Here is a 25,130-nt window from a genome sequence, read left to right as displayed (position 1 = left end):
ACTGTCGGATCAGCGGTATTTCGTCAGGATCTGTTCGAGCTGCCCTTGCTGGCGCAACGTCTCGATCGCTTGGTCAAGTTGCTGGACCGTTGATTCCGCCAGCATCGGTGAATACATGCACTGGATCTGGTTTCGTTCGATTTCAACCACGTGCAGTCCATGCTTATTTTTCAGCAAATAACCATATTCAAATTCAGACACAACCACAGCAGTCAGATGCTTTTTCTGCAGATGGCGCAGACTTTCAGCCGGTGAATAACTATCCACTCTTTGCAATTGGCCGCGGGCGAACATAGCACTCAGCGTCGGATAGACATAACCAAAAGTGGTGCCGACCTTGCCTTTACTGCGCCGGCTGAAATCAGCAAAATCGGTAAAAGCTTCTGCCGAGATATACAGGTCACGGTGGACAAATAATGGTGGGCTCCAGCGCAATTGCGGCTCGGTGAACCACTCCGGTGTGCCGTTACAGTAAAAATCCAGCTGCCCCAGCAGCAATAAATCCGTGACCCGCTTGCGTGGGATCGCTTCGATTTGCATCGGACGATTTAACGTGCGGGCCAGTTGCTGATAAATATCAAACAGGATGCCGCCAACCGGAGTTTGCTGCTGATCGGTCAGCATAAAAGGCGGCGCGTCGGCGATGTGCGGCACCCGCAGTGGCGCGTTAGCTGCCAACGCGGCTGGTGACAGCACCAGATACGCGAAACTCAGCCAGCAGCAGGTTTTTACATTCAATCCGGCGGCTCCAGTGTCCCCTGAACAGACACTGAGCATAGTCCTAACTGCAGACTAACTGCAAACCCGGTTGCGGCCCTGCGCTTTGGCCTGATACAGCAGTTGATCTGCCCGACTCAGCAGCTTGTCGTAGCTACCGACATCGTCGTGTTGTGCCACGCCAAAACTGGCGGTCACCTGCAAGCCCGGGACATCGGCACTAAAATCCAGCGCCGCGATCGCGAGCCGGATGCGCTGACAGATCTCGACGGCATGCGTCAGATCTGTTTGCGGCAACAATAACGCAAACTCTTCCCCACCCCAGCGCGCGATACGGTCAATATCCCGCACTTGCTGTCGTAACAACTGCGCCAGTTGCTGTAACACCAAATCGCCAGCCTGATGTGACCAGCGATCGTTAATGGTTTTAAAATGGTCAATATCCAGCATCACCAGACAGAGTGGCTGACCCGAGCGCAGTGCCCGGCTGAATTCAAATGCCAGTTGTTCATCAAAGGCCCGCCGGTTGGCAAGACCGGTCAAGCCGTCTTCCCGGGCCTGTGCAGCAAATGCCTGCGCCTGCAGTTGTAATTGCTCCGCTAGCTGGGTCTTTTCCGTCACGGCCTGACGCAACGACTGAGCCTGCGCCAGTAACTCGGTGGTTTTGCCGGCGACCTGCAGTTTCAGCCGCAATTCCGACTGGCTGAGCCGGTACAGCCGCCAACGGACAAAACCAAACACCGTACACAATATCAACAGGACGGCCAGCGTCTGCACCCAGCCTTTTTGCCAGAATAGTGGCAACACAGTAAATTCCACCCGGGCCACTTCCGTATTCCAGTCGCTTTCCGGATAAGCCGCACTGACCAGCAAACGATAATCGCCGGGTGGCAAATTGGTATATTCCGCATGATTGGCGGTGCCGCGTTCGACCCAATCCTGTTCAAAACCCTGCAATTGCGTCCGGTACAAAATACGCGATGGCATCACATAACTGAGCCCGGCAAACTGGAATACAACGCGCAAAGTTCCGGCCGGCAATGTGGCTCGCTGCAGGGGTACTTCACGACCATCCGCACTGAGTTGCTGCACTACAACAGGCGGTGGTTTCAGGCTGAATTGGGCCAGGCGGGACGGATCAACCGTCGCGACGCCTTGCGAGGTGGCAAACCACAAAGTGCCATCGTGGCGCAATGTGGCAGCCGGCACAGATCCACCATTACACTGCGAACTGAGCATACCGTCGGCTTCGCCAAACATATCGGTATTGCCAAGTGTGGCTTGTTCGCCATCGGCAACGGCATTGGCTTCACTTTGGCTAATGCGGACAATGCCGCGATTACTGCTGAGCCAAAATGCACCGGCACTGTCGGCCAATACGCTAAAAATTTTATCTACCGGTAAGCCGGCGGCCCGACCAACCAGCCGCAACTGATTTTTCTGCTGGTCATAACGCACCAGACCACGGTCAGTCGCCAGCCACAACCAATCGGTGCCGGGTGAATGATAAAAATCAAACACATACTCGGCCTGCTCTTGGCTGTGCAGATCCACTGGCCGGATCGCACCGTCCGACCAGACTGCCGCACCGGTACCGGTACCAATCCACAGCTGACCGGCCCGTTCCTGCGCCGGCGGCTGATAATACAATGCGGACACAAACAATCCGGGTAAACCATCGGCCGTCGTCAGCGTGCTGATTTGCTGCTGCGACAACATATTCAGCCCGCCCGAAGTACCAAAGAACACCCGGTCGCCGGCCAGCGCAATAGCGCGCACTTCATTACTGGCGAGGCCGTTGCTGCGATCATAGCGCTCAATCACCTTGCCTTGGCGTATCCGGTACACGCCATCACCGTAAGTGCCTACCCAAATCTCGCCATTTTCACCCTCAGCCAGGCTTAACACTGAGACGCCTGCATCCAGCGCGACCGACTCCAGCTTACCTGCCACCCAACGATCCAGACCGCCGGCACTGCCGATCCAGACGCTACCGTCAGAATGTTCCAGCACAGTACGGACATAGTTATCCACCAGGCCTTGTTGTTGCGTCAGATTGGTAAACGGCGTTTCGCGCAGCCGGTACAAGCCGGCATTGGTGCCGACCCAGATACTCTGTTCAGTGTCCTGAAAAATGCTCAGCACCCGGTTATTTGGCAGGCCATCCTGCACGCCCAGCTGCTCATAGCCCAGAGTACTGACCCGTTGCACTCCCTGATTAATAGTGCCAATCCAGATCTGTCCGTCAGGCAGTACATGCAGCGCTGTGACGGCAACATTCGCCAGTGCCGGATGTACCAGCGCAAATTGCTGGCCGTTGAGGCGGAATAACCCTTGTTCTGAACCGACCAGCAACTGGCCCTGCGCGTCCAATGCCAGCATAAAAGCTTTGATATCCGGAGCACCGGCCAGCAATGACACCTTTTCAAACTTCGGTTCAGCCGCCTTAGGGTCAAGGCGATATATCCCCTGCAAAGTCGCAAACCATAACATGCCGGCCCGGTCCTGCAGCAGCTTGTATATGACCCGCACCATCAGGCCATCCTGCACGCCAAACCGCTGATACTGCCCGTCGGCCAGCTGACGGACCACGCCGCCGCCTTCAGTAGCAAACCAAAGTTGTCCACTACTGTCGCGCAGCAGGTCATTAATCAGATAGCCAAGTGGTGGAAAACGTTGCCAATTCCCTTTGCTAACCCGGCTAAAGCCACCGCGCGCACCGGCGACCAGCATGCTGCCATCTTGTTCACGGAAAAAAGTACGAACCCCGACATCCGGCAATCCGGTCACACTGTCACGGCCAAAAATGGTAAAACTGCGGCCATCATAACGGGCTGCGCCTTCCCAGGTGGCCAGCCACAGATAGCCGTCACCACTTTGATGAATGTTGTTGATGGTGTTATGCGGTAGTCCGTCGCGCGTCGTCCAACTTTCACGGAAATAGTCATGCAGCGGCGTGACCGCCTGTGCCGAACTAGCAAGCAGCGCGCTGATGCCAAGCAATAACGTAAGGAAAATCCATTGCATTTGCTTCTCCGGTCACGACAGCCGATTTATCCGGCTGACCTTATTCAGCCAATTCCCAGCACAAGTGCTTCAGTTGCAGATAATCTGCCACGCCATATTTTGAGCCTTCCCGGCCAAACCCGGCGCTGCCAACGCCACCAAACGGAATGCGGGCATCCGAAATAGCCGTGGCATTAATCCCGACCATCCCGGCCGTCAGTTGACGCGCCAGCCGATAATTGCGTTTTTCATCCCCGCCGTACAGATAGGCCGCCAGACCGCCATCGGTCTGATTGGCCAGCTGCAGCGCCTGCGCTTCATCAGTGAAAGTCTGCAGTGTCAGCACCGGACCGAAGATCTCTTGCTGACATATCCCCATCTGCATCGTCACATCGGCCAGCATAGTCGGCGGAAAAAAATAACCGCCTGCCGGACCAGGTTGCAGCGCTGCGGGCAATCGTTGCTGGCAGACTAGCCGCGCGCCCTGCAGTATGGCGCCCTCGACAAGTTGTTGCACTTTTTGCACTGCTTTGGCCGAAATGAGTGGCCCGATCTGCACAGTGTCGACCTGACCTGCGCCAACCTGCAACGCCATCACTGCAGCGGCGAGCCGCTGTTCCAGTTCTGGCGCGATCTTGGCATCAGCCAGCACCCGGTTAATGCAAATACAAGTCTGACCGGCATTGCGGAATTTGGCCGCCATAATACCGGTCACCGCGGCATCCAGATCCGCGTCGGCAAACACCAGCACCGGGGCATTGCCACCCAGTTCCAGCGACAGTCGTTTTAATGTAGTGGCGCTTTGTTGCATTAGGAGCCGACCCACACCCGTAGAACCGGTGAAACTAACTTTGGCCACTTGTGGCGATGCGATCAGAAATGCCGCCAGTGGATCCGGTGTGGCGCAAGGCAACACCTGTATCACGCCGGGTGCAATGCCTGCCTCCATCGCCAGTTCGGCCAGCGCCAGCGCAGTTAATGGCGTGGACTCCGCCGGTTTTAACAACACCGTACAGCCGGCGGCCAGTGCCGCGCCTAGTTTACGCGTCACCATCGCGGCGGGAAAATTCCACGGCGTCAGTGCCAGCACCACACCGACCGGCTCAGGAATATTCAACAGCTGCCGGCCCGCCACGCTCGGATGTTGCCAGTCACCTTCCAGCCGCAATGCTTCGCCGGCAAACCAGTTCAGATAAGACGCCGCGTAATCGATTTCCGCCCGCGCTTCGCTAATTGGTTTGCCCTGCTCGGCACAGAGCAGTTGCGCCAGCCGTTCACGTTGTTGCAGCATCAGCTGATGCCAGCGCTGTAACAATTGCGACCGTTCGGTAGCAGTACTGCGCCGCCAATGGGTAAAGGCGTTGGTCGCCGCACTGAGCGCCTCTGCGGCATCGTCCAGCGACGCCGAAGCAACCTGAGCCAGCACCTGGCCATTGGCCGGGTCTACAACCGGAAAACTATGAGCGCTTTGCCGCCACTGGCCATTGATTAACAAAGCACAAGGTGGCAACTGCAGTGACGTTAGCGTGGCGTCGGGCATCAATTCCATCAGAAATTCCTTGTATTCGATTCTGCCGATAATACCCGCATTTATCGAATTTTCTGCAACGATAAAGATAAAAAACCGCCAGGAGCGGTTTTTTACAACGCACAGCGTTGGCCCAAAAGGTAAGCGCCAAGGATGGCAGCGCATAAAAAACCGCCTGGAGCGGTTTTTAACAACGCCTGCGTTGGCCCAAAGGGTAAGCGCCATGGATGGCAGCGCATAAAAAACCGCCAGGAGCGGTTTTTAACAACGCAAAGCGTTGGCCTGAAAGGTGAGCGCCATGGATGGCTGCGCATCGCAGAAAATTGCTCCTGCATTTTCTGCATACAATCCGTCCCTGGATATAAAAAACCGCCAGGAGCGGTTTTTAACAACGCAAAGCGTTGGCCCAAAGGGTAAGCGCCATGGAAGTAGAAACAAAAAAACCAGCCGAAGCTGGTTTTTTCTCAACGCATGGCGTTGGCCTACAAAATAAGCGACAGGTTAATCCGGCTTTTTCGACACGCCGACCATCGCCGGGCGCAATAAACGGCCGTTCAGCTCATAGCCTTTTTGCATGACGAAAATCACCGTATTCGGTGCCAGATCAGCGTTTGGCTGAATTGACATCGCCTGATGGAAATCCGGGTTAAACGGCTGACCCTGTGGGTCAATTTGCTGGACGCCGTATTTGGCAACAGTATCAATCAAGCCTTTTAAAGTCAGCTCTACGCCCTCTGCCAGCGCTTTAACCGCTTCATTGGCCGGATCGATAAAGCCTAAAGACCGTTCCAGATTGTCCAGTGCCGGTAATAAATCGCCGGCAAATTTTTCCAGCGCGAATTTATGCGCTTTTTCCACGTCCTGCGCCGCACGACGTTTCATGTTCTCAGCTTCGGCCCGCACCCGCAGTGCTAAATCGGTCTGTTCGGCGGCTGTGGTTTTTGCCTTTTCCAGCTCAGCCTCGAGTTTAGCGATAATCTGTTGCTCATCAGACAGTTGCACTTGTTCCTGCTCTGTTTGCGTTGCTTGTTCCGCGCTTTGTACCTTGTCTTGTTCGTTCATTGCTTACTTACTCCGAAATGAATGCGGCTATTATGGGGATTGTCACGGCTGATTCAAGTGCTTTGATAACTGCAAGCCAACCGCTTCGACTAATGGGATTAAATGCGCGTAATGCATCCGGCTCGGCCCCAGTAGAGCCAGCACGCGGTGAGGCTCGGCCTGATAGCGCAGTGCAATGATGCTGACATTATGCAGTTCTGTGATGCCCGACTCACGGCCGAGAATTAATTTGGTGCACTGATCCTGCAACACCGGCGCTAAGATTTGCAGCAAACAGGCCGGCTGCTCCAGCAATTGCACGACCTGCTGCAGCGCGGCATCAGGCTGATGCTCAGCTTCCTGCAACAAATGATGCTGACCATAAACCAACGGCTGATTCTGCTGCATCTCGTCCAAACTAAGCTGCGCCATGACGTCCAGCAGCAAGCGTTCGGTATCGCCACCTTCGGTCCGCGCCATCAGCGCCAGCCGGCCAATCGCATCTGGCCAGCATTGCCCGCACAGCGCAGCATTCAGCACACAGAGGCTGCGGCTTAAAGTTTGTTGCGGGATATCGGCATTTTGCGCCAGCACACGATGCAGCACGTCGCCTTCGGCATCTATCACTACCAACAGCAACTTGTCCATCGCCAGCCGCACCAGCTCCGCCTGACGGATCACCCGGCCACCGGCTTTTGGTGGACTCAGCAGACTGACCAGACCGGTTAAGTTAGCCAGCAACTGGCCGGCGCGCTGGATCAGCACTGACGGCGGCAATTGCGGCAGTAAAGTCTGCTGAATTTCATTGAGCCAACGTTGTGGCACTGCTTCGAGCTGCAACATTTTATCGATAAACAGCCGGATCCCCTGCGTGGTCGGCACACGGCCGGCCGAGGTATGCGGCGAACGGATCAGGCCCATTTGTTCGAGCTGAACCATGGTATTGCGCACTGTGGCGGAGCTAACCTGTAAGCCGCCCTGCTCGGAAATAAACTTCGACGATACCGGCGTTCCATCACTCAGGTACTGCTCAACGATCAGTTTCAGGATCAGCTCGGGCCGGCTCAGCATCAGGTTTGTTGCTCGTTAGGAATAAAACACTTGTCTATAGTGGGGATATAACCGAAAAAATCAATGACCTGATTTGCAGCAGGCCAAGCCTGCAAACACAGACTTTCGGCTCAGCGAACTGGACAGCTCAACTGGCCGGACACTGAGCCGGCCCCTAAGGCTGTCACTGCAGCGCAGGAAAGTCTGGCAGCCACCGCCCCGGCTTTGTATACTCGGCCGATAAGCAGCAAGCGGAATGTCCTGCATGACTCCGAGTTTTCGCACTATTGGCCTTATCGGCAAACCCAATCATCAAGGCGCCAACCATACGCTGGTCAGTCTGTATCACTTCCTGTGCAAATATGATGTCCGCATTCTGGTGGAAGAGCGCGTAGCCGCAACACTTGGGCTGCCGGCCGTTGAAGCGGCCGATCTGGTCGATTTAGGTAAACAATGTGACCTGGCGATTGTCGTCGGTGGCGATGGCAACATGCTTGGCGCAGCGCGGGTACTGGCACGCTTTGGCGTGGCCGTGCTTGGCGTGAACCGCGGTAATCTTGGTTTCCTGACCGACTTATCACCAGAGAGTTTTCAATTACCGCTATCAGAAGTATTGGCCGGCCAGTTTGTCACGGAAAAACGCAATTTGCTGGAGATCGAAGTGCATCGCAATGATGCGATTAAAAGCAGCAACAGCGCCGTTAACGAAGCAGTACTACATGCCGACAAAGTCGCGCATATGATTGAATTTGAAGCCTATATCAATAATGAATTTGTGTTCAGCCAACGCAGCGACGGCCTGATTGTCAGCACGCCGACCGGTTCTACCGCATATTCATTGTCTGGCGGCGGCCCGATCCTGACGCCTGAACTGGACGCGATGAGCCTGGTGCCGATGTTCCCGCATACGCTGAGCAGCCGACCGCTGGTTGTAGCCGGCACCAGTGAGATCCGTTTAAAAGTGGCGCCGAGTAATGACGCACATCTGCAGATCAGCTGCGACAGCCATGTGATCCTGGCGGTGATGCCGGGCGATGAAATTGTGATCCGCAAGCATCCGAAGCCACTGTTTCTGGTGCATCCGCCGGGATACAGTTATTTCCACGTACTGCGCAATAAGCTCGGCTGGGGTTCAAAACTCTATTAATCGTTTTGAATCATCACTTTATAAATTTTTTCGCAATGCAGCTTGTCAGCCAGAAAAACACTGTATAAATTAACAGTCATTATCCGCCATGACTGGAACTGACATGCTGACCCATCTCCACATCAGTAACTTCGCGATAGTCCGAGCCCTTGAAATCGAATGGCAAGCCGGGATGACCACCATCACCGGCGAAACCGGCGCCGGCAAATCTATTTCCCTCGATGCCTTAGCACTGTGTCTCGGTGAACGGGCCGACGGTCTGGCGGTCCGACCGGGCGCAGACAAAGCCGATCTGGTCGCTACTTTTGATATCAGTGCGTTACCGGCTGCTCAACAGTGGCTGGCAGAGCAAGATCTGGCGATGGGCCACGAATGTATAGTCCGGCGGGTGATTGGGCATGAAGGCCGCTCCCGCGGTTATATCAATGGCGTGCAGGTACCGGCGCAACAATTAAAAGCGCTGGGCCAATATCTGCTCAGCATCCATGGTCAGCATGCCCATCAGCAACTGCTAAAAAACGACTACCAACGCCAGCTGCTGGATGCTTTTGCCGCGCACCCTGAATTACTCAGTCAATGTAAACAACGCTGGAAACAAGCGCAGCAGCTGAAAAGCGAATATCAGGCCCTGCAACAAAATCAGCAGCAACGCGAAGCACAGCGTCAGTTACTGGAATATCAGGTGGCAGAGCTCGACCAGTTTGCGCCGCAAGAAGATGAATTCGCAGCGCTTGAAGCCGAACATCAGCGGCTGAGCCACAGCTCGGGTCTGATCCAAAGTAGTGAACTCGCGTTGCAGCTGCTGTATGACAACGATGAATCCAATGCTTTTGCCATGTTGCGTCAGGCTTGTTTTGCCGTGACCGACAGCGCCGCAGTCGATCCGCAGCTCAGTCCCATCGAGCAGATGCTGCAAGAAGCGCTGGTCCAAATTGAAGAAGCCAGCCGTGAACTGCGCCGGTATGCCGAACGGGTCGAAATCGATCCGGAACGCTTACTTGAAATCGATCAGCGCCTCAGTCAGTGGCTCAATCTGAGCCGGAAACACCAGATCGCACCAGACACGCTGGCGCTGCATCATCAGCTGCTCAGCCAACAATTACAGGCCTTGGCCGGCGATGACGAACGCTTAGTCGAACTGGAACTGCATATCCAGCAGGCTCTGCGCGAATTCAGTAGCACGGCGGAACAATTGAGTGTCAGCCGGCAACAGGCCGCGCTGGAACTGTCCGCCCGGATCGCCAGCAGTATGGCCGAGCTCAGCATGCACAACGCCCGCTTTTTTATTGATATCCAGCCGCAGGCACCAGAGCGCGCCAATGGTCACGGCTGGGATCAGATTGAATTTTTGGTCAGCACCAACCCGGGCCAACCGCTGCAACCGTTGCACAAAGTGGCTTCTGGCGGCGAGTTGTCGCGCATCAGTCTGGCGGTACAGGTGATCCTGGCAGATAAGGTCACCACCCCTACGCTGATTTTTGATGAAGTCGATGTTGGCATCAGCGGTCCGGTCGCCGCCGGTGTCGGCCGGATGCTGCGACAGCTTGGCAGCAGTACTCAGCTGATTTGTGTCACGCATTTGCCGCAAGTCGCGAGCCAGGGCCATCAGCAGCTGTATGTGGAAAAATATACCGACGGCATTCACACCGAAACCCGTATGCGCACACTGACCGACGATGAACGGGTGCAGGAAATTGCCCGCTTATTGGCCGGTGAAAACGTCAGCGCACATGCAATTGCCAATGCCCGCGAACTTTTATGCACACCATAAGTCAGAACTTGGCACTTTAATCTTGGCCGGCGCTTGCGGTATGATGCCGGTCACTTTGCTAACTAAAGCTGATAATGAAGAGAATTATGCGCGAGTTGACGTTAAAAAAAGCCGGAGCCTGGCTGTTTGCCTCTGGCCTGATGCTGTCCGTGACAGCTTGCAGCAGCTGGATTTACCGGATTGATGTGCCGCAAGGCAACTTCCTGGAGCAAAAAGATATCGATAAATTGCGCATCCAGATGAGCAAAGAGCAAGTCCAGTATGTCCTCGGTAATCCGGTCGCTGAAAATAGTTTTGAAGACAACACCTGGCATTATTTTTATGCGTTAAAAGGTGGCCGCGGTGATAATTTTGAAAAGCAGCTGGTGCTGAATTTTCAAAATGGCAAGCTGGTCAAAATGACAGGTGATTTTGATACACCAAAAGAATTTAACGTTCCGCTGGATCAATAAACCAGCAGCCGGTCCAGTCTTTGTTGAGGGCCTCGACAAATAGCACTGCGACCAACAGAAATTAAAAAACCCGCTTTATTGCGGGTTTTTCTTTGGCTTTAAATGCCTAAAGACTGCGCTGGCTCGACTGGCAGCTGCCACACAGCTTTACTGCACAACATTCCCACACCGCAGAAAAAGCGTCAGTGCGCTGAGTCCGTACCATCCTGCTCGTGATTTTTATGCTGCTGTGGGCGACCACCGGTAGTTTTATCCGCTCTGCCTTCTTCTTTCGCTTTATCCGCCCGCTTTTTGCGCATGTCTTTTGGATCTGCGATCAACGGCCGGTAAATCTCAATCCGGTCACCGGCACTTAAAGTGTCTTCCAACCGCACCGTCCGGCTCCAGATCCCCACTTTGTGCTGTGTCAGGTCAATTTCCGGATACATCCGCAAAATGCCCGAGCTTTCAATCGCTGATTTGACGGTAGCATCTACCGGTACACTGACACTGAGTAACGACTGACGCTGCGGTAACGCAAACGCCACTTCAATCAGAATGACATCAGCCATGTGACACTCCGTAGACTTGTTTGGCTCTGTTGGTAAACGCCTGCACCATAGCGCCGGTCAGTTCATTAAACACTTTGCCAAAGGCAAATTCGATTAATTTACTGGAGAATTCAAATTCCAGTTCCAGCACCACTTTACAGGCCTGGTCATTCAGCGGCACAAAACGCCAGCCACCGCGCAGAAATTTAAACGGGCCGTCGACCAGTTCCATGCCAATGCGCTGATGCGGTTCTAAGCGATTACGGGTAGTAAAACTCTGGGTGATACCGGCTTTACTGATATCTAAACGCGCGGTCTGTTCAGTATCGGTACTGGACAGCACCACCGCATGACTGCAACCCGGCAGAAACTGCGGATATGAAGGTACGTCGTTAACCAGTTGATACATCTGTTGGCAGCTGTAAAAAACCAGCGCGCTGCGCTCAATTTGTGGCATACTCACTCCCCTGGATCAGGTCGGCGATTGTAACAGATCCTGCCCCTGTCACAAGTTTTCACGGCAGCGACACAGGCTGTGTTGCAAAGGCCCGCAAGTCTTCTCTGAGTTAGCATGACTAAGAAACAAAACCAAAAAGATCAGGGCGGTACCATCGCCCTCAACAGAAAAGCCCGCCACGAATACTCTCTTGAAGACAGATTCGAAGGCGGCATGGCATTGCAAGGCTGGGAAATTAAAAGTATCCGCCAGGGCAAAGCCAATATCGCTGATTCCTACGTCATTATTAAAGATGGCGAGGCTTATTTGTTCGGCGCCATTATCCAGCCACTGAACAGCGCCTCCAGCCATGTCGTCTGTGATCCCGAACGTTCACGCAAATTGCTGCTGAACAAACGCGAGATCAACAAACTGATTGGCGCCAAAGAGCGTGATGGCTACACCATGGTCGCAACCGCGATGTACTGGAAAGGCCCATGGGTCAAACTCGAATTCTATCTGGCCAAAGGTAAACGCGAATTCGATAAACGCGACGACATCAAAGACCGCGACTGGTCACGCGAAAAAGAACGGATGATGAAGCATTCCAAACGCTGATTTTATTTGCCAGGGCTTGAAACTGGCGAATTGATCACCACTTAGAACTAAAGCAGCACAGAAAGGCGACAAAGCACAAAAGCATTGCTTGCCGCGACGTGCTGCAGGGCATAGAATGCCCACGTTACTGAAGCGTTCGCTTCACGAAGAATTCGGGGCTGATACTGGATTCGACGGGATTCACGAACTCCTAAGTGCATGCCGAGGGGCGGTTGGCCTCGTAAAAAGCCGCAAAAAAGTAGTCGCAAACGACGAAACATACGCAATCGCCGCCTAATAAGCGGTAGATGCTCTTCCCCTCACGCATGCCTATAAGCTGAGACTCTGGAAGATCACCCCTAATAGGATCGCATGGCGGCTTTGTCCGGAGCCAAGATGCTAAAACCAATCGGACTCGCCCAACGATAGCCTGCCATTCGGCGCTCTTAGGGTTAACCAAACGAATGGATAAGCATGTAGTACTGAAGACGTAGGTTTTTCGGACGGGGGTTCAAATCCCCCCAGCTCCACCACTTAAAGTAAAAGGCCACCTTCGGGTGGCCTTTTGCTTTAAGTGGTAGTGTTGTGGCGGACGCGAAGCCACGTTCGGGGTTCAGCCGGAGCTTGCGCAGCAAGCGGAGACAACGCCCGCAGGGCGGTAAATCCCCCCAGGCCACCTCCGGGTGGCCTTTTGCTTTAAGTGGTAGTGTTGTGGCGGACGCGAAGCCAGGTTCGGGGCTCATCCGGAGCTTGCGTAACGCCCGCAGGGCAGTATATCCCCTCGCCATCTTCGACTGGCCTTTGCCTCAAACAACAATTACCAAACCACATTTACACAATAAATCCGCCGAATTGTGCCGCCGGCTATTTAGTGTTCAGTATGTAAATGGTTACTATGGTTTTTATTGCGGGCTCAGATCCCTGGAACAATATTGTGACAACCTCATTCAACACTGAATTAATGCTGCAGCTGCTGCAACAGCGTTTGCCAAACCTGCTTGCTGTCTATTTATTTGGCAGCCAGGCCAGTGGCCAGGCGACTCCGTCCAGTGATGTCGATTTGGCGGTTTTAATGCCAGGTTATCTGGACCCAATTGAACTTTGGGATATCAGTGGCGATTTAGCCGAAGTGCTGCAGCTGGAGGTTGATTTACTCGACTTTCGCGCCGCTTCAACGGTGATGCAGCATCAAATTCTCAGCACCGGCATGCGCTTATTAGCAACCGACCCACACATCAACAGCTACGAATCTGGTTTATTGTCCGATATGACGGATTTAAATGAAGCCCGGCAGGGTTTAATTGATGACATTCAGCAACAAGGCACAGTCTATGGCAAATGAACAGACAAAGGCGCCAGACGATGTGGTGCTGAATAAAGCCGCCAGCATCGAACGCGCGGTAAAACGGGCAGCAGAAGAATTTCATAAAGATCCGGCCAGTTTTGCCACAGATTTTACCCGGCAAGACGCAGCGGTGCTGAATATTCAGCGCGCTTGTGAAGCTGCGCTGGATATCGGCCAACACCTGATCCGCAAGCACAAATTAGGCGTGCCACAAAGCTCACGCGATGTGTTTACCCTACTCGCCGGCGCCAGTTTTATTCCGGCAGATCTGGCTGAACAGTTGAAAAAAATGGTCGGATTTCGCAATATTGCTGTGCACGAATATCAGCGTCTGCAGCTGCCCATTACCGAGCACATTATTCAACATCGCTTGGTCGATTTTCAGAGCTATTGTCAGCTGCTGCTGTGCAATCCAGCACTCTAATCCAGTCCTCTCATCAGGTACTTTAGTTTCATTGAACACAGCACAAAACGGACACTGTGCTGCCATCACCAAGGAATGCGATGTTAGCAGGCAGCAAACAAAAAGGTAAAATCAGTCAGTGGGATGACGACAAGGGCTACGGTTTTATCGAACCTTGCCTTAAAGGCCCCCGACTTTTTGTTCACATCAGTGATTTCAGCCGCAAACCACGGCGCCCGGTGGTCGGCGATATGGTGGTATATCAGGCGACACAGGGCCCCGACGGCAAACACCGCGCAGCCAATGTCATCTTCAGCACACTGGATAAAGCCTCCGCCGAACCAACAACCGGCAAGCGTAAACTCAGCAGTCTGCTCTGCCTTGGCTTTGTGATCTTATTCGCCATCGCCGTCTGGCTGCAAAAAGTACCCCTGCCACTCGCCTACTGCTACCTGGCATTATCGGTGCTGACCTTCTTCCTGTACTGGCATGACAAAGCCGCCGCCCGACGCGGCAGCTGGCGCGTGCGGGAATCGACTTTATTACAGTTTGGACTACTCGGTGGCTGGCCCGGTGCCGTATTGGCACAACAAATCCTGCGGCATAAATCAGTCAAAACCGCCTTTCGCAACTGGTTCTGGCTGACAGTCGGCCTGAATGTCTGCCTGTTATTGCTATGGTACGACCAAGGATTTATTGGCTTGCCTACCTAGATATTTCACTAACCCCAGCACGTTATGACGGTCCCCCAATATAAAGGACCACAACGACGGTGAATTTGGGCATGATGAATACCAACGAGGGGTCGATCATGAAATCAAAAAGCTTTTCAGTCGAACAAATTTTTTCTGCACTTAAACAGCACGAAGCTGGCCTACCAATAGCTGAAATTGCCCGCAAACTTGGTATCGCTAAGGGAACATTTTATGCGTGGAAGAAGAAGAAGTACGCGGGTTTGGAAGCAGCGATTGATATGGAATAATACCTAATCAGAAAACAAAAACTAGTTGTACCGCCTATGTATGTAATTAGTATACTTATTGACTCTCATTAATTACCACTCATGCTTTCACTCCATTGAAAATCATGAGTGGCCCAAAGTAACTATAGCTTATCAGATTGTATAAAATAGATAAAACCTTCAGAGCTTAATAGCCTTGATGAGATCTGGAAACCATTCGTTGAAATTATCTCTGAACATATCCATATCTTCACGGAAGTTGTCCATAATTTCTGTAATTTTGGCTCTTTGTGATAATCTATTATCTGTTGCAGGCAGCAATCGCACTGTACGCTTTACAACTTGCTTAATAACATTCTCCCAAAGTTGTATTGACTGCTCTCTATTAATGTCATCTCTAAACGACAAAGAATATTTGTTAGGTATTACCTTACCAACAATCATTTCAATGATAGATGCTACAGCATGAATAACTATAAAACTAACACCTGGTTTGCTTAGAAACTCGTGTTTAGGTTTATCTTGCTCTAATAGATTACCATGACGATTTGATATCGCTATATCGTTTTTATAACTTACAATAGCCTCGTAAAGACTATATATAAATAATATATGCCTAGAAGTTATCGTTGCGTTAAATGCTATGTTGTATAGCTCGTCTTTTTCCCAAATTTCTGTTTTTTGGTGGTAACTACTGGTTGGGTGCCCATGAAATGCCGTAAGCACCTGAGCAAGAGTTTCAGGATCAATAAGTATTCTCTTTTGAGCAGGTGTAAGTATTTTCCGAAGTCCACCAGTATAGAATGCATCTCCAACTCTCTCAAATTCGCTTCGAAGTCTACTTTGGACTTCATCCCCAGAACGAAAATCGGATGCCAATACTTTATTCTGAGAATTATTTGCAAGAGTTATTTTTCTTACCTTCTCATCATCATTAACTTTGATGAATCTAATTGCAACTTTAATTCTTGGGTCTATTACCTGCTCATTGGTTGATAGACAACCTGTAGTTTGCGCTCCATTAACAATAGAAATACCTGTAATATTCAACAACCTTCCTAAGTTTTTGTCGTCTTCACTTGGAAATTTCACTTCAAAATCATGAACTAACGCTGTGATTCCGTTATTGCAAACATAAAAGTCTGAAGGAGTTTCTAACGCGCTCTTTTTTATTTGTCCATTTATTGCTTGGTCTTTGTTGTTACTACCCATATAAGAACGGACGTTAGCACTAAACAGTTTATCTTCCCCATATCTACTATAGAGGTTTTTTAAAAAAGACGCAGTCACGCTTGTACTAAATGCTGTCCACCCAGTGTCACTATACTCTACAAATCCTGCATTCTTTGGCGTCTCAATGACATCAGATATTAATATTGCGTTCTGTTGTGATTTGTATAGCTGATCCAAAGTTTCCAGCCCAACTTCAGATGCATCAACAATAATAGATGACTTACCAAGACCTCGAAGCATAGTTGCGGCCTGAGTGCCAATTCCATCCATTATTCTTTTACATTCATCTGTTTCAGGGCAGTTGTGAACAAACCATATGTATAAATTCTTAATTAAATCACTTTGTATTGCTTCACGAGCAATAACAACTTGCTCACGAATTCTATTAGGTATGTCCTCTATCGTCATAGTAGATAACGCCATAACTGCATAGCTACTATCACGAGCTTTATTTGGCCGAGCACCCTGCTCCCTAAATAGCGGAGACTGAAAAGATTGGATTACGTAAACAGAAGCAGAATCTAAATCCACGTAAAGCAAATCAATATTTTCATCATCACCTCCTTCTGTTATTATCTCTGGCGCGAGACTAACAATATCAGCAATGTTATTATGCAACTCTAACGCATACAAAGCTGCATTTAAATTACCGTGAATTGCTAAGTCAGTCCGTTGTTGCAGAGACACCCAAAACGGACTGTCATTCAATTTTCCATATTTCATAAACTCACCGCATTCAATTTAAGATTAATCCAATAAATTTTAACTATTCAAGAAATAAAGTACTTGTATAACTTAGACAACACCTAAAATTACTTAGGTCATGCCGTTAGACATGTTCAACCATTTCGTATTTTTATTTTTCGATATACACTCTACCAAAGCCATACTGTACCTGAAAAGACCTTGACGCTAACAAATGAATGATTTTATTCACATTTCTGATGTGTTCAAATACCCCAACTAACTACCCAACCACCATTCCGGGCCTTTGCGTTTTTAACCCCCACCCCATTCATTTAAAATTCATCCACACCCGGTAGGCTTCAGTTATCCCTTGCTGCACATGTCCCGGAGTCTGAAATGGAAAAGCCAGTTTTACGCACTTTGTTAATTCTGACCGGTGTTGTGACGTTTTCGATTTCGGCCTGGTCGTCGGCGCCGGCGCGTTGTCTGGGTTTGCCGGATACGGATTTAAAGGCGATGTGCCTGGCGAAAGCGCAGTTGGATGTGCGCCGCTGTGGTGATATCAGCAGCCCGCTGTTGCAGCAACAATGTCAGGCGTCAGTACAGACGCCATTCTGATCCCTCTACTATCTAATTCCCCTGCTGGCAGTCTGGTCTTGTTGTCCTTTTAACTGCCGGCTTTTTATTTGTCTGTTTCTTTTTCTGTTGTGGCGACAATACCTTGCCGCGGTGGCGCAATTCTGGGTATGTTGGATTTATTCCCTGCCCACTGAAGCGACCAGCTGCCGATGCCGATCCCTGACCAGCCACATCCTTTATCATCATCACCTGCATCTCCTGGGTTTGCCGCAGCAGCGTTGCCGCGCCAGCTCGGTTTCTGGAGCTTGTGGTTACTGGTGATTAACGGGCTGATCGGTGCCGGTATTTTTGGCCTGCCGGCCGGTGCAGCGCGGCTAGCCGGTGATTTCAGTCTGTGGTTGTATCCGCTGTGTGCCCTGCTCATCCTGCCGGTGCTGTTGTGTTTTGCTGAGCTGTCGAGCCGTTTTGCTGGCAGTGGCGGCCCGGCGGTGTATGTCAGTGCGGCCTTTGGCCCGGCGGCCGGTTTTCAGGCCGGCTGGTTGTATTATCTGGCCCGGCTGGTTTCTGTGGCGGCCAATACCGTGTTGCTGGTCGATTCGGTCAGTTATTTTCTGCCGGCGCTGCAGACCGGCCCATTGCGACTGTTATTGCTGGTGGTGGTGCTGGGGGCGATGACGCTACTGAACGTCTGGGGCGTGCGCCAAACAATGCGCTGGCTCGGCGCTTTAACTGTCGCCAAGCTCGCCGTATTGGCGGGTTTTGCGCTGGCTGGCTGCAGTGTGTTGTTGTGGCCCAGCTTGTTGATGTTGCCAGTAACCAACACTGTGATACCAACGTTAAACACTACGTTAAATTCAGCGGTGCAATGGCAACCGCTGCTGAGCTACCCGGATATTGTTGACGGACCGGCAGCGCTGTTGTTATTGGTGTATGCCTTTGTCGGTTTTGAATCAGCGCTGATCCCGGCCGGTGAAGCCAAAAACCCGCAACGCGATTTGCCACGGGCGCTGATCTCGGCGCTGTTGCTGGTCACGCTGCTGTACATGGCGGTGCAGGCGGCCTGCCTGGTCTTATTACCCGATCTGGCGCACAGCAAAACGCCACTGCTGGACGCCACAGCGCAGCTTGCGACACATTTGACCCCACACATATCCACGGAGGCCGCAGCAGCATTGGTCAGTATCGCGACATCGTTGCTGATGCTGGGCATTATTGCGTCTGTTGCCGCCAATCTGCTTGGTGCGATGTTTTCCACGCCGCGGTTAAGTCATGCCTTAGCAGAACAAGGCCAGCTGCCGGCCTGGTTTGCCGCGGTGCATCCGCGTTTTCTGACGCCGGCGCATGCCATCTGGTTTTTTGGCCTGCTGGCGTTGTTGCTGGCAAGCCTCGGTAGCTTTTTATACTTGGCAGCTGCCACAGTGTTAATCCGCGCCCTGCTGTATGGTCTGTGTTGTGCGGCCTTGCCGGTGCTGCGCCGTCAGCAGCAATCCCCGCTGCAACTGCCGCTGGCCACAATACTGCCATGGTTGGCGTGCATCGTCTGTCTGTGGCTGGCATCACAAGTCAGCAGCACTTCAGTCTGGTTAACTGCAGCACTGATCGCATTAGGGCTTGTGCTGTCACTGCTGGCGAAAGGCGCGTCAAAACGCTAAAAAACTTATGCCGATCAAATGAATCGCAAGTGGTCGGCATTTTTCTGCCATATGTCGCCTATAGCACCGTCAGCTGATGCAGAACCGGCTATGCTGGTGTTTACCGCCGTTGGTATGGCCAGCAGGAAAATTGGTGGCAGCGGGCTTTAATTTTGCCGCTGCTGGCTCCACTTTAAATACAGCGACATCAATCAAGGGCTTAGGCTCTGGCATCCGAGGATTTAACATGGCGAAGAAACAACCGAAATCAGCACAACTGGATATTGGCATTTCACTGGAACACCGGGAGAAAATCGTCAAAGGCTTATCCGCCCTGCTGGCCGACAGCTACACGCTGTATCTGATGACCCACAATTTCCACTGGAACGTGACCGGGCCGCAATTTAACAGCCTGCACAATATGTTCATGGCGCAGTACACCGAACAGTGGAATGCACTGGATATCATCGCCGAGCGCATTCGCGCACTGGGTTTTCCGGCGCCGGGCACTTACAAAGAATTTGTTAAACTGACCTCGATTAAAGAAGTCGAAGGCGTGCCAAGCGCCAACGAGATGGTGCAACATCTGGTCACGGCACAGGAAACCACGGCCCGCACTGCACGCAGTTTGTTTGAACTGGTCGGTGACGCCAATGACCAGCCGACTGCCGATGTCCTGACACAACGACTGAACGTACACGAGAAAACCGCCTGGATGCTCAGAAGCCTGTTAGCGGAATAATCTCAGCCGATGCCAGCAGCATGGCCGCCATGCTGCTGACATTTTCAGCAAACTGTCGCAGCGCTGCCGGTGCAAGGTTGACAGCACCAGCCATAGCAATGAAGATAACAGCCTGAATCCGCGCCCGCGTTGCTCCAGCGCTTTATTAAGGTTGTCTTGTGTCTGCATCTCCCCAACAAACATTTCTGCAAGGCCTTGGTCTTGGCATCGGCGCTGCTGCGTTATTGTTTTATTTCTGGCACACCGAAACGGTGTATCAGCTGCAGCAACACTGGCTCAGTGAACAAAAAGCGCTGCTGACGCCAGCAAAACAAGTACCGACTGCCGCCGACAATATCGAAACCATTGATTTACTGATGCGCACTTATGCCGTGACCCCAGGCACCGAAGATGCGGATATGCGTGAAGCGTTGATCAAAAGCCGCCATCTGACGCTAGTGCAGCAATTGCAGCAAAGTACTCAGGTTGATATCAGTGATTTAGTGGATCCGTCCCGGCCTTTTAACGCCGCCCAGTTGTATGCCGCTTTATTGCGCATCAAACAGCAACAGGAAAAACTGCAAGCGCACAAGCTGCTTGACGCGCGGTTACAAGCTGCTGCAGCGCCGAAAGCTGCCGTCAGTCCCTAGCCCTTTCACAGAAATATCTGTGAAGAAAAGGTCGCGCTCTGGCCTTTTCTGCGTAAACTAGGAACAGCATCTCCTCAGCAACGGCAGCTATGAAGGCTTTAATTCCACACAATGAAACTGAACGCCTGCAGGCGCTGCGCCAGCTGCACATATTAGATACGCCCGCTGAAACAGCCTTTGACGCACTGACGGAAATCGCCGCACAAATCAGCGGTGCCGGCTTTGCCGCACTAACGCTGATCGATCAGGAGCGGCAGTGGTTTAAAAGCACCTTTAATTTCTGTACTCAGCAAAATAGCCGCGACGATTCCTTTTGTTCCCACGCCATTTTAACGCCCAGCCAACTGACTTATATTCCCGATGCCCGCCATGATCCCCGGGTTGCAGACAATCCGCTGGTGACCGGTCCGGACGGCATTCGCTTTTATGCCGGCGCACCGTTGATGCTGCGGGATAATCTGGCTCTGGGCACTTTGTGTGTGTTTGACACCAAACCTTTGAACTTAACCGCCGCCCAGCAAAAATCCTTGATGCAGCTGGCGGATCAGGCGGTTTTGCTGATGAACAACCGCTTATTGCAACAGCAAAGCGCCGAGCAAAACCTGCATTTGCAGCAGGAAAAAAACCGCATCGACGCCATCATCAATGGCACCAACATGGGCACGTGGGAATGGAACGTGCAAACCGGCCACACTGTTTACAACCAATATTGGTACGGCATTCTGGGGCTGGATCCGCAGGTGCAATCGGACGTGGAGATCTGGCGCAGCCGGGTACATCCGGAAGATTTACCGATCGCATCCACAGCGCTTGATCAACATTTTGCCGGTGTTTCACCATTTTTTGATGCGCGTTTTCGCATGCAACACCATCAAGGGCATTGGGTGTGGATCCACGCGGTTGGCCGTGTGATGGCCTGGACCGACGATCACCGGCCATTGCTGATGTTTGGCACGCACCGCGACATTACTCAGGAACGTTTACAACAACAGGAAATGCAGCGCACCCGCTCGCACCTGCAGGCGATTATCGATTCCTCCACCGAAGCTGCGATGATCTCCACCGACATTCACGGTGTGATCCGGTTGTTTAACCCGGGCGCCGAGCGGATGCTGGGTTATCGGGCCATCGAACTGGTTGGCATCAGCACGCCGGCAATCCTGCATGATCCGGACGAAGTGCGCGCCCGCGCCGCACAGCTGAGCGCCGAATATCAGCTACCGATCGACGGCTTTGATGTGTTTGTCTACAAAGCGCGCCACGGCACCAGCGAAACCCGGCAATGGACCTATATTGGCAAGAATGGCGAACGCAAGCAGGTTCGCCTCAGCGTATCAGCCATCTGCACCGATCAGGGTGAGATCAGCGGTTACCTTGGTGTTGCGATTGATATCACCCAACTGGAACAACTGCATCACGCCTTGCTGCTCAGCGAACAACGCCATCGTTCAATGCTGGAAAACCTGCCGGGTGTGGTTTATCGCTGCATCAACGACGCGAATTGGACCATGTTGTTTATCAGCGATGAAGTGGAGAAACTCACCGGCCACCCGGCCCGCAGTTTTATCCGCAATAAGAAGATTAACTTTGCCGAATTACAACTGGCTGAAGATCAGCCATTGCTGCGCGAAATAGTCGACCGCGATCTGACTAACCATGCGCGCTTTAGCGTCGAATATCGTATCCGCCATGCCAGTGGCGCTGTGCGCTGGGTGCAGGAACTCGGCCGGGGCATTTATGATCCCAATGGCGAATTGTTGTATATCGACGGTTTTATCTGGGACGTCACCGCGCAAAAAGAAGTGCAGCTGGCACTGCGCGCCGGTGAACAAAAACTGGCTTCGTTGTATCAGCTGGCTCCGCTGGCGATCTTACTCAGTCAGTTCGACAGCGGCGAGATCCTCAACGTGAACCCACAGTGGTACGAGTTATCCGGTCTTAGTGACGAGATCCCGGCCCTGCCGCTGCCGACGTTATTGTCGTTTAACCAGATCCAACTGGAAGCGCGCCAGCAAGCGCTGGCCAGCAATGCCAGCTTCGGCCCGATCGAACTGGAACTGAGTCATGTTGAAGGGCAGCAAATTCCGGTGCTGCTCAGTGAAGTGCTGATCCAAAACGCCAGCGGTACCGCGCAGGTCTGGTCCATTATTCAGGACATCACCGAGCGGCGTCGTGTTGAGCAAATGAAAAACCAGTTTGTCTCAATGGTCAGCCACGAATTACGCACGCCGCTGACCGCCATTTCCGGCGCACTCGGCCTCATCAGTGGCGGTGCACTCGGTCCATTGCCGGACGCGATGCAGCCGATGCTGCAAATCGCCTGCGATAACAGCGAAAAACTGACGCAGCTGATTAACGATTTACTCGATATCGACAAACTGGTGGCCGGCAAAATGCAGTTTGAACTGCAGGATTGTTCGGTGCGTGATCTACTGACGCAAAGTGTGCGGCACAACCAGCCGTACGCCGACAAATTTCATACCCGGATTGTGCTGGAACCTGGTCCCGATGCCATGTTGTTGCTCGACCCGATGCGCTTCCACCAGATCATGGCGAATTTATTGTCCAACGCGGCGAAGTTTTCGCCGCCGGGCTCAGTCGTGGCGGTGCGGACTGAAAAAATCGCGCAAATGCTGCGGATCAGCGTGCAGGATCAAGGGCCCGGCATTCCCGACAATTTCCGCGCGCGCATCTTTGAAAAATTCTCCCAGGCCGATGCCGTGGACGCTCGCCAGCGCGGCGGTACCGGCCTTGGCCTCGCGATTGTAAAAGAACTGACCAACCGGCTTGGCGGTGAAATTGGGTTTGATAGTGTCACCGGCCATGGCAGTTGTTTTTATCTGGAATTTGCCCTGGATCAGCCAGGTGAAGAGAACAATGCCGGCGCTTTACATTAAAACTTCAAAAGGAGTTGCCGGCCCTTAGTTCGGGCCAGCCTGTGGATTTTACTCGTTTAGCACCGGAACCGGCGGCTGGTACAAAATCACCTGATTACGGCCAGCGCCTTTGGCCTGATATAACGCCTGATCGGCATGCTCCACCACGACATCAACCTGCTGGCTGTCGCTGCCGCTGGTGACACCGGCACTGAGTGTACAGTGGAACGTCTGGCCATTACTGACAAACGGAATGCGGGCAAAAGCTTCACGCAGCTGATTGACCACCTGACAGGCTTTATCCAGCTGACACTCCGGCAATACCAGTAAAAATTCTTCGCCGCCATAACGGCCAATCAAATCCGTTTTGCGCAGTTGCTGGCGCAACAGGTTGGCCAGACTGCTGATCACCTGATCACCGGTCAAATGGCCATAGACATCATTAACCTTTTTAAAATGGTCGATATCCAGCATCGCCACACTGACATTTTGTTGCAGCCGCGCGGCGCGTTCCAGTTCAGCGCCGAGCCGCTCTTTGATATGCGCATGCTGTAGCAGGCCAGTCAGGCTGTCTTTGGTCATGACCTCGGCCAACTGGCGGGCACGCTGGGCGCGGGCAAAGATCGCTACCACCAGCGCATTGTCGCTGATTGGCTTGGTCAGGAAATCATCCCCGGCTTTAATCAGGGACGCCATCTGGCGTTCACTGTCAGTTTCGGAGGATAAATAAATGATCGGCACGCCCAGCCATTCATCCTGCAACCGCACCGTCTGCGCCAGTTCCGGCCCGGAACATTCCGGCATATTGACGTCCAGTAGGATCACATCCGGATGAAAGCGCCGCAGCCCTTGAAAAATTTCAGCCGGATCGGTCAGGATCTCAGCCCGCAGCCCGGCATTTTGCAGCACCAGCGCATAATGCTGCGCTAACAGCATGTCATCATCGACGATTAACACCCGAAAGGCATCGCGCTCGCGAACCGACAACAAGCGTTGTAACCGTGCTTCTAGCGTGGCCGGATTCAGCGGTTTGACAAAATAACCAATTACTCCGGCCCGCACGGCCTGCAGGTAATGACTGAATTCATCCTGTGACGACAGCACAAACAACGGGATAGGCTGGGCTTGCGGACATTGCAGATTACTCAGCAACGCAAAGGCCGCAGTGGAATCATCCAGTGCATCCAAATCAACAATGATCACGTCGGGCGGATCGAGCCTGGCAGAAGCGACTAACTGAGTTAAATCGACAAAACGTTCCACCTGATGGCCAAAGGTTTTTAACGTCTGGCCCATCGGTTGTGAAATTAGCGGATCGTGGCATAACAACAGGATGCGGGCGTCGGTTTTATCCTGACGTTGCGGCTTGGCTTTGCTGAAACTCTGTGCGGTTGGCTGACCGGCGGCTTGCTGCATTTCGACAAAATACTGCTGCAACAGCGCATGTTCTTCCCGAGCCGGCACTTGTTGCTGACTGAGCAATGCCTTGACGTGTTTTTCGATACTTTTGGCCACGGTGCCAACGCCCGCCAGACCAAAAGTACCGGCGGAACCGGCTAAGGTATGAAAACGTAACACCAGCACAGCAGCCTGCTCACGCCATTCGAGCGGTCCTGCCTGAATAAACTGTAACAGCAACCACTGCAGCTGCGGGATCTCCTGTTGCAGACGCCGCAGATATTGCTGGTTTAGTTCAGCCAGTTGTTGTTCCAGGTTTGCCGGAGTTCCGTGCATGCACTTCCCACATCAGTATCAAGCAATTACTGCCT

Annotated in this window: 21 protein-coding genes, 1 other RNA gene and 1 pseudogene; 14 read left to right on the top strand and 9 right to left on the bottom strand. The window is 52.5% G+C overall.

The genetic code is table 11. The features are described from left to right. Nucleotides 1-9 precede the first annotated feature (9 nt). The 5 genes from ACFFJP_RS05095 to hrcA all read right to left on the bottom strand — a co-directional run bounded on the left by ACFFJP_RS05095 (nucleotide 10) and on the right by hrcA (nucleotide 7,363). Complete coding sequence (locus tag ACFFJP_RS05095; RefSeq protein WP_377241118.1) at nucleotides 10-738, bottom strand: substrate-binding periplasmic protein; 729 nt, start codon at nucleotides 736-738, stop codon at nucleotides 10-12. A gap of 54 nt (nucleotides 739-792) precedes the next feature. After that, the gene (locus ACFFJP_RS05090; RefSeq protein ID WP_377241116.1) at nucleotides 793-3,744 is read right to left on the bottom strand and encodes a diguanylate cyclase; all 2,952 of its coding nucleotides are present in this window, start codon (nucleotides 3,742-3,744) and stop codon (nucleotides 793-795) included. A 40-nt stretch (nucleotides 3,745-3,784) separates the two neighbouring features. Continuing rightward, entirely contained in the window at nucleotides 3,785-5,272 is a 1,488-nt protein-coding gene (locus ACFFJP_RS05085) for an NAD-dependent succinate-semialdehyde dehydrogenase (RefSeq protein WP_377241114.1), read from the bottom strand. A gap of 480 nt (nucleotides 5,273-5,752) precedes the next feature. Continuing rightward, nucleotides 5,753-6,313 (bottom strand): nucleotide exchange factor GrpE, encoded by a 561-nt coding sequence (gene grpE / locus ACFFJP_RS05080; RefSeq protein ID WP_377241112.1) that lies wholly within the window; start codon nucleotides 6,311-6,313, stop codon nucleotides 5,753-5,755. A gap of 42 nt (nucleotides 6,314-6,355) precedes the next feature. Continuing rightward, nucleotides 6,356-7,363 carry a heat-inducible transcriptional repressor HrcA gene (gene hrcA / locus ACFFJP_RS05075; RefSeq protein ID WP_377241110.1) on the bottom strand — a complete coding sequence of 336 codons (1,008 nt, stop codon included), beginning with the start codon at nucleotides 7,361-7,363 and terminating at the stop codon, nucleotides 6,356-6,358. A gap of 244 nt (nucleotides 7,364-7,607) precedes the next feature. Between hrcA and nadK the strand changes: the two genes are divergently transcribed. The 3 genes from nadK (at nucleotide 7,608) to ACFFJP_RS05060 (ending at nucleotide 10,712) form a co-directional block, all read left to right on the top strand. Next, nucleotides 7,608-8,489: an NAD(+) kinase gene (gene nadK, locus ACFFJP_RS05070; protein ID WP_208930590.1), complete on the top strand. Its 882-nt coding sequence runs from the start codon at nucleotides 7,608-7,610 to the stop codon at nucleotides 8,487-8,489. 103 nt (nucleotides 8,490-8,592) lie between these two features. Further along, on the top strand, nucleotides 8,593-10,260 hold the full coding sequence (recN, locus tag ACFFJP_RS05065; protein WP_377241108.1) for a DNA repair protein RecN: 1,668 nt from the start codon (nucleotides 8,593-8,595) through the stop codon (nucleotides 10,258-10,260). 74 nt (nucleotides 10,261-10,334) lie between these two features. Beyond that, nucleotides 10,335-10,712 carry an outer membrane protein assembly factor BamE gene (locus ACFFJP_RS05060; protein ID WP_377241106.1) on the top strand — a complete coding sequence of 126 codons (378 nt, stop codon included), beginning with the start codon at nucleotides 10,335-10,337 and terminating at the stop codon, nucleotides 10,710-10,712. Between the two features lie 182 nt (nucleotides 10,713-10,894). Here ACFFJP_RS05060 and ACFFJP_RS05055 read toward each other — a convergent pair whose 3' ends face one another. Together ACFFJP_RS05055 and ACFFJP_RS05050 are read right to left on the bottom strand one after the other, a co-directional pair. After that, nucleotides 10,895-11,263 carry an RnfH family protein gene (locus ACFFJP_RS05055; protein ID WP_377241104.1) on the bottom strand — a complete coding sequence of 123 codons (369 nt, stop codon included), beginning with the start codon at nucleotides 11,261-11,263 and terminating at the stop codon, nucleotides 10,895-10,897. Further along, on the bottom strand, nucleotides 11,256-11,699 hold the full coding sequence (locus ACFFJP_RS05050; protein WP_208930586.1) for an SRPBCC family protein: 444 nt from the start codon (nucleotides 11,697-11,699) through the stop codon (nucleotides 11,256-11,258). The genes ACFFJP_RS05055 and ACFFJP_RS05050 overlap by 8 nt, the downstream gene beginning before the upstream one ends. Before the next feature lie 114 nt (nucleotides 11,700-11,813). On the opposite strand from ACFFJP_RS05050, the gene smpB reads away from it, so the two are divergent. From smpB to ACFFJP_RS05020, 6 genes and pseudogenes are all read left to right on the top strand, one after another. Continuing rightward, nucleotides 11,814-12,296, top strand: a complete 483-nt coding sequence (gene smpB / locus ACFFJP_RS05045; protein WP_208930585.1) for an SsrA-binding protein SmpB — start codon at nucleotides 11,814-11,816, stop codon at nucleotides 12,294-12,296. Nucleotides 12,297-12,450: 154 nt separating this feature from the next. After that, nucleotides 12,451-12,808, top strand: a transfer-messenger RNA (tmRNA) gene (gene ssrA / locus ACFFJP_RS05040). 401 nt (nucleotides 12,809-13,209) lie between these two features. Continuing rightward, nucleotides 13,210-13,617, top strand: coding sequence for a type VII toxin-antitoxin system MntA family adenylyltransferase antitoxin (gene mntA, locus ACFFJP_RS05035; protein ID WP_377241101.1), 408 nt, complete (start codon nucleotides 13,210-13,212; stop codon nucleotides 13,615-13,617). Continuing rightward, nucleotides 13,607-14,044 carry a type VII toxin-antitoxin system HepT family RNase toxin gene (hepT, locus tag ACFFJP_RS05030; RefSeq protein ID WP_377241099.1) on the top strand — a complete coding sequence of 146 codons (438 nt, stop codon included), beginning with the start codon at nucleotides 13,607-13,609 and terminating at the stop codon, nucleotides 14,042-14,044. Before mntA ends, hepT begins: the two co-directional genes overlap by 11 nt. Nucleotides 14,045-14,124: 80 nt before the next feature. After that, nucleotides 14,125-14,736: a DUF1294 domain-containing protein gene (locus ACFFJP_RS05025; RefSeq protein WP_377241097.1), complete on the top strand. Its 612-nt coding sequence runs from the start codon at nucleotides 14,125-14,127 to the stop codon at nucleotides 14,734-14,736. Nucleotides 14,737-14,834: 98 nt separating this feature from the next. After that, nucleotides 14,835-14,990: pseudogene (locus ACFFJP_RS05020) on the top strand (transposase); the annotation flags it as partial. A gap of 174 nt (nucleotides 14,991-15,164) precedes the next feature. Here the strand turns inward: ACFFJP_RS05020 and ACFFJP_RS05015 are convergent. Next, complete coding sequence (locus ACFFJP_RS05015; protein ID WP_377241095.1) at nucleotides 15,165-16,940, bottom strand: AIPR family protein; 1,776 nt, start codon at nucleotides 16,938-16,940, stop codon at nucleotides 15,165-15,167. Nucleotides 16,941-17,300: 360 nt separating this feature from the next. On the opposite strand from ACFFJP_RS05015, the gene ACFFJP_RS05010 reads away from it, so the two are divergent. From ACFFJP_RS05010 to ACFFJP_RS04990, 5 genes are all read left to right on the top strand, one after another. After that, a complete protein-coding gene (locus ACFFJP_RS05010; RefSeq protein ID WP_208930583.1) occupies nucleotides 17,301-17,522 on the top strand; it encodes a hypothetical protein in 222 nt (73 codons plus the stop codon). 170 nt (nucleotides 17,523-17,692) lie between these two features. Beyond that, entirely contained in the window at nucleotides 17,693-19,135 is a 1,443-nt protein-coding gene (locus ACFFJP_RS05005) for an APC family permease (RefSeq protein ID WP_377241093.1), read from the top strand. Nucleotides 19,136-19,361: 226 nt separating this feature from the next. Further along, nucleotides 19,362-19,856, top strand: coding sequence for a Dps family protein (locus tag ACFFJP_RS05000; RefSeq protein WP_377241091.1), 495 nt, complete (start codon nucleotides 19,362-19,364; stop codon nucleotides 19,854-19,856). Nucleotides 19,857-20,014: 158 nt separating this feature from the next. After that, nucleotides 20,015-20,485 (top strand): hypothetical protein, encoded by a 471-nt coding sequence (locus ACFFJP_RS04995; protein ID WP_377241089.1) that lies wholly within the window; start codon nucleotides 20,015-20,017, stop codon nucleotides 20,483-20,485. A gap of 89 nt (nucleotides 20,486-20,574) precedes the next feature. Further along, nucleotides 20,575-23,382, top strand: a complete 2,808-nt coding sequence (locus tag ACFFJP_RS04990) for a PAS domain S-box protein (protein WP_377241087.1) — start codon at nucleotides 20,575-20,577, stop codon at nucleotides 23,380-23,382. 48 nt (nucleotides 23,383-23,430) lie between these two features. Here the strand turns inward: ACFFJP_RS04990 and ACFFJP_RS04985 are convergent, their stop codons facing one another. Next, nucleotides 23,431-25,095, bottom strand: a complete 1,665-nt coding sequence (locus ACFFJP_RS04985) for a GGDEF domain-containing response regulator (RefSeq protein ID WP_377241085.1) — start codon at nucleotides 25,093-25,095, stop codon at nucleotides 23,431-23,433. Between the last annotated feature and the right edge of the window lie 35 nt (nucleotides 25,096-25,130).

The organism is Rheinheimera tilapiae (assembly GCF_042432165.1).
Classification (GTDB): domain Bacteria; phylum Pseudomonadota; class Gammaproteobacteria; order Enterobacterales; family Alteromonadaceae; genus Pararheinheimera; species Pararheinheimera tilapiae.
This window is presented reverse-complemented; position numbering and strand designations above follow the sequence as displayed.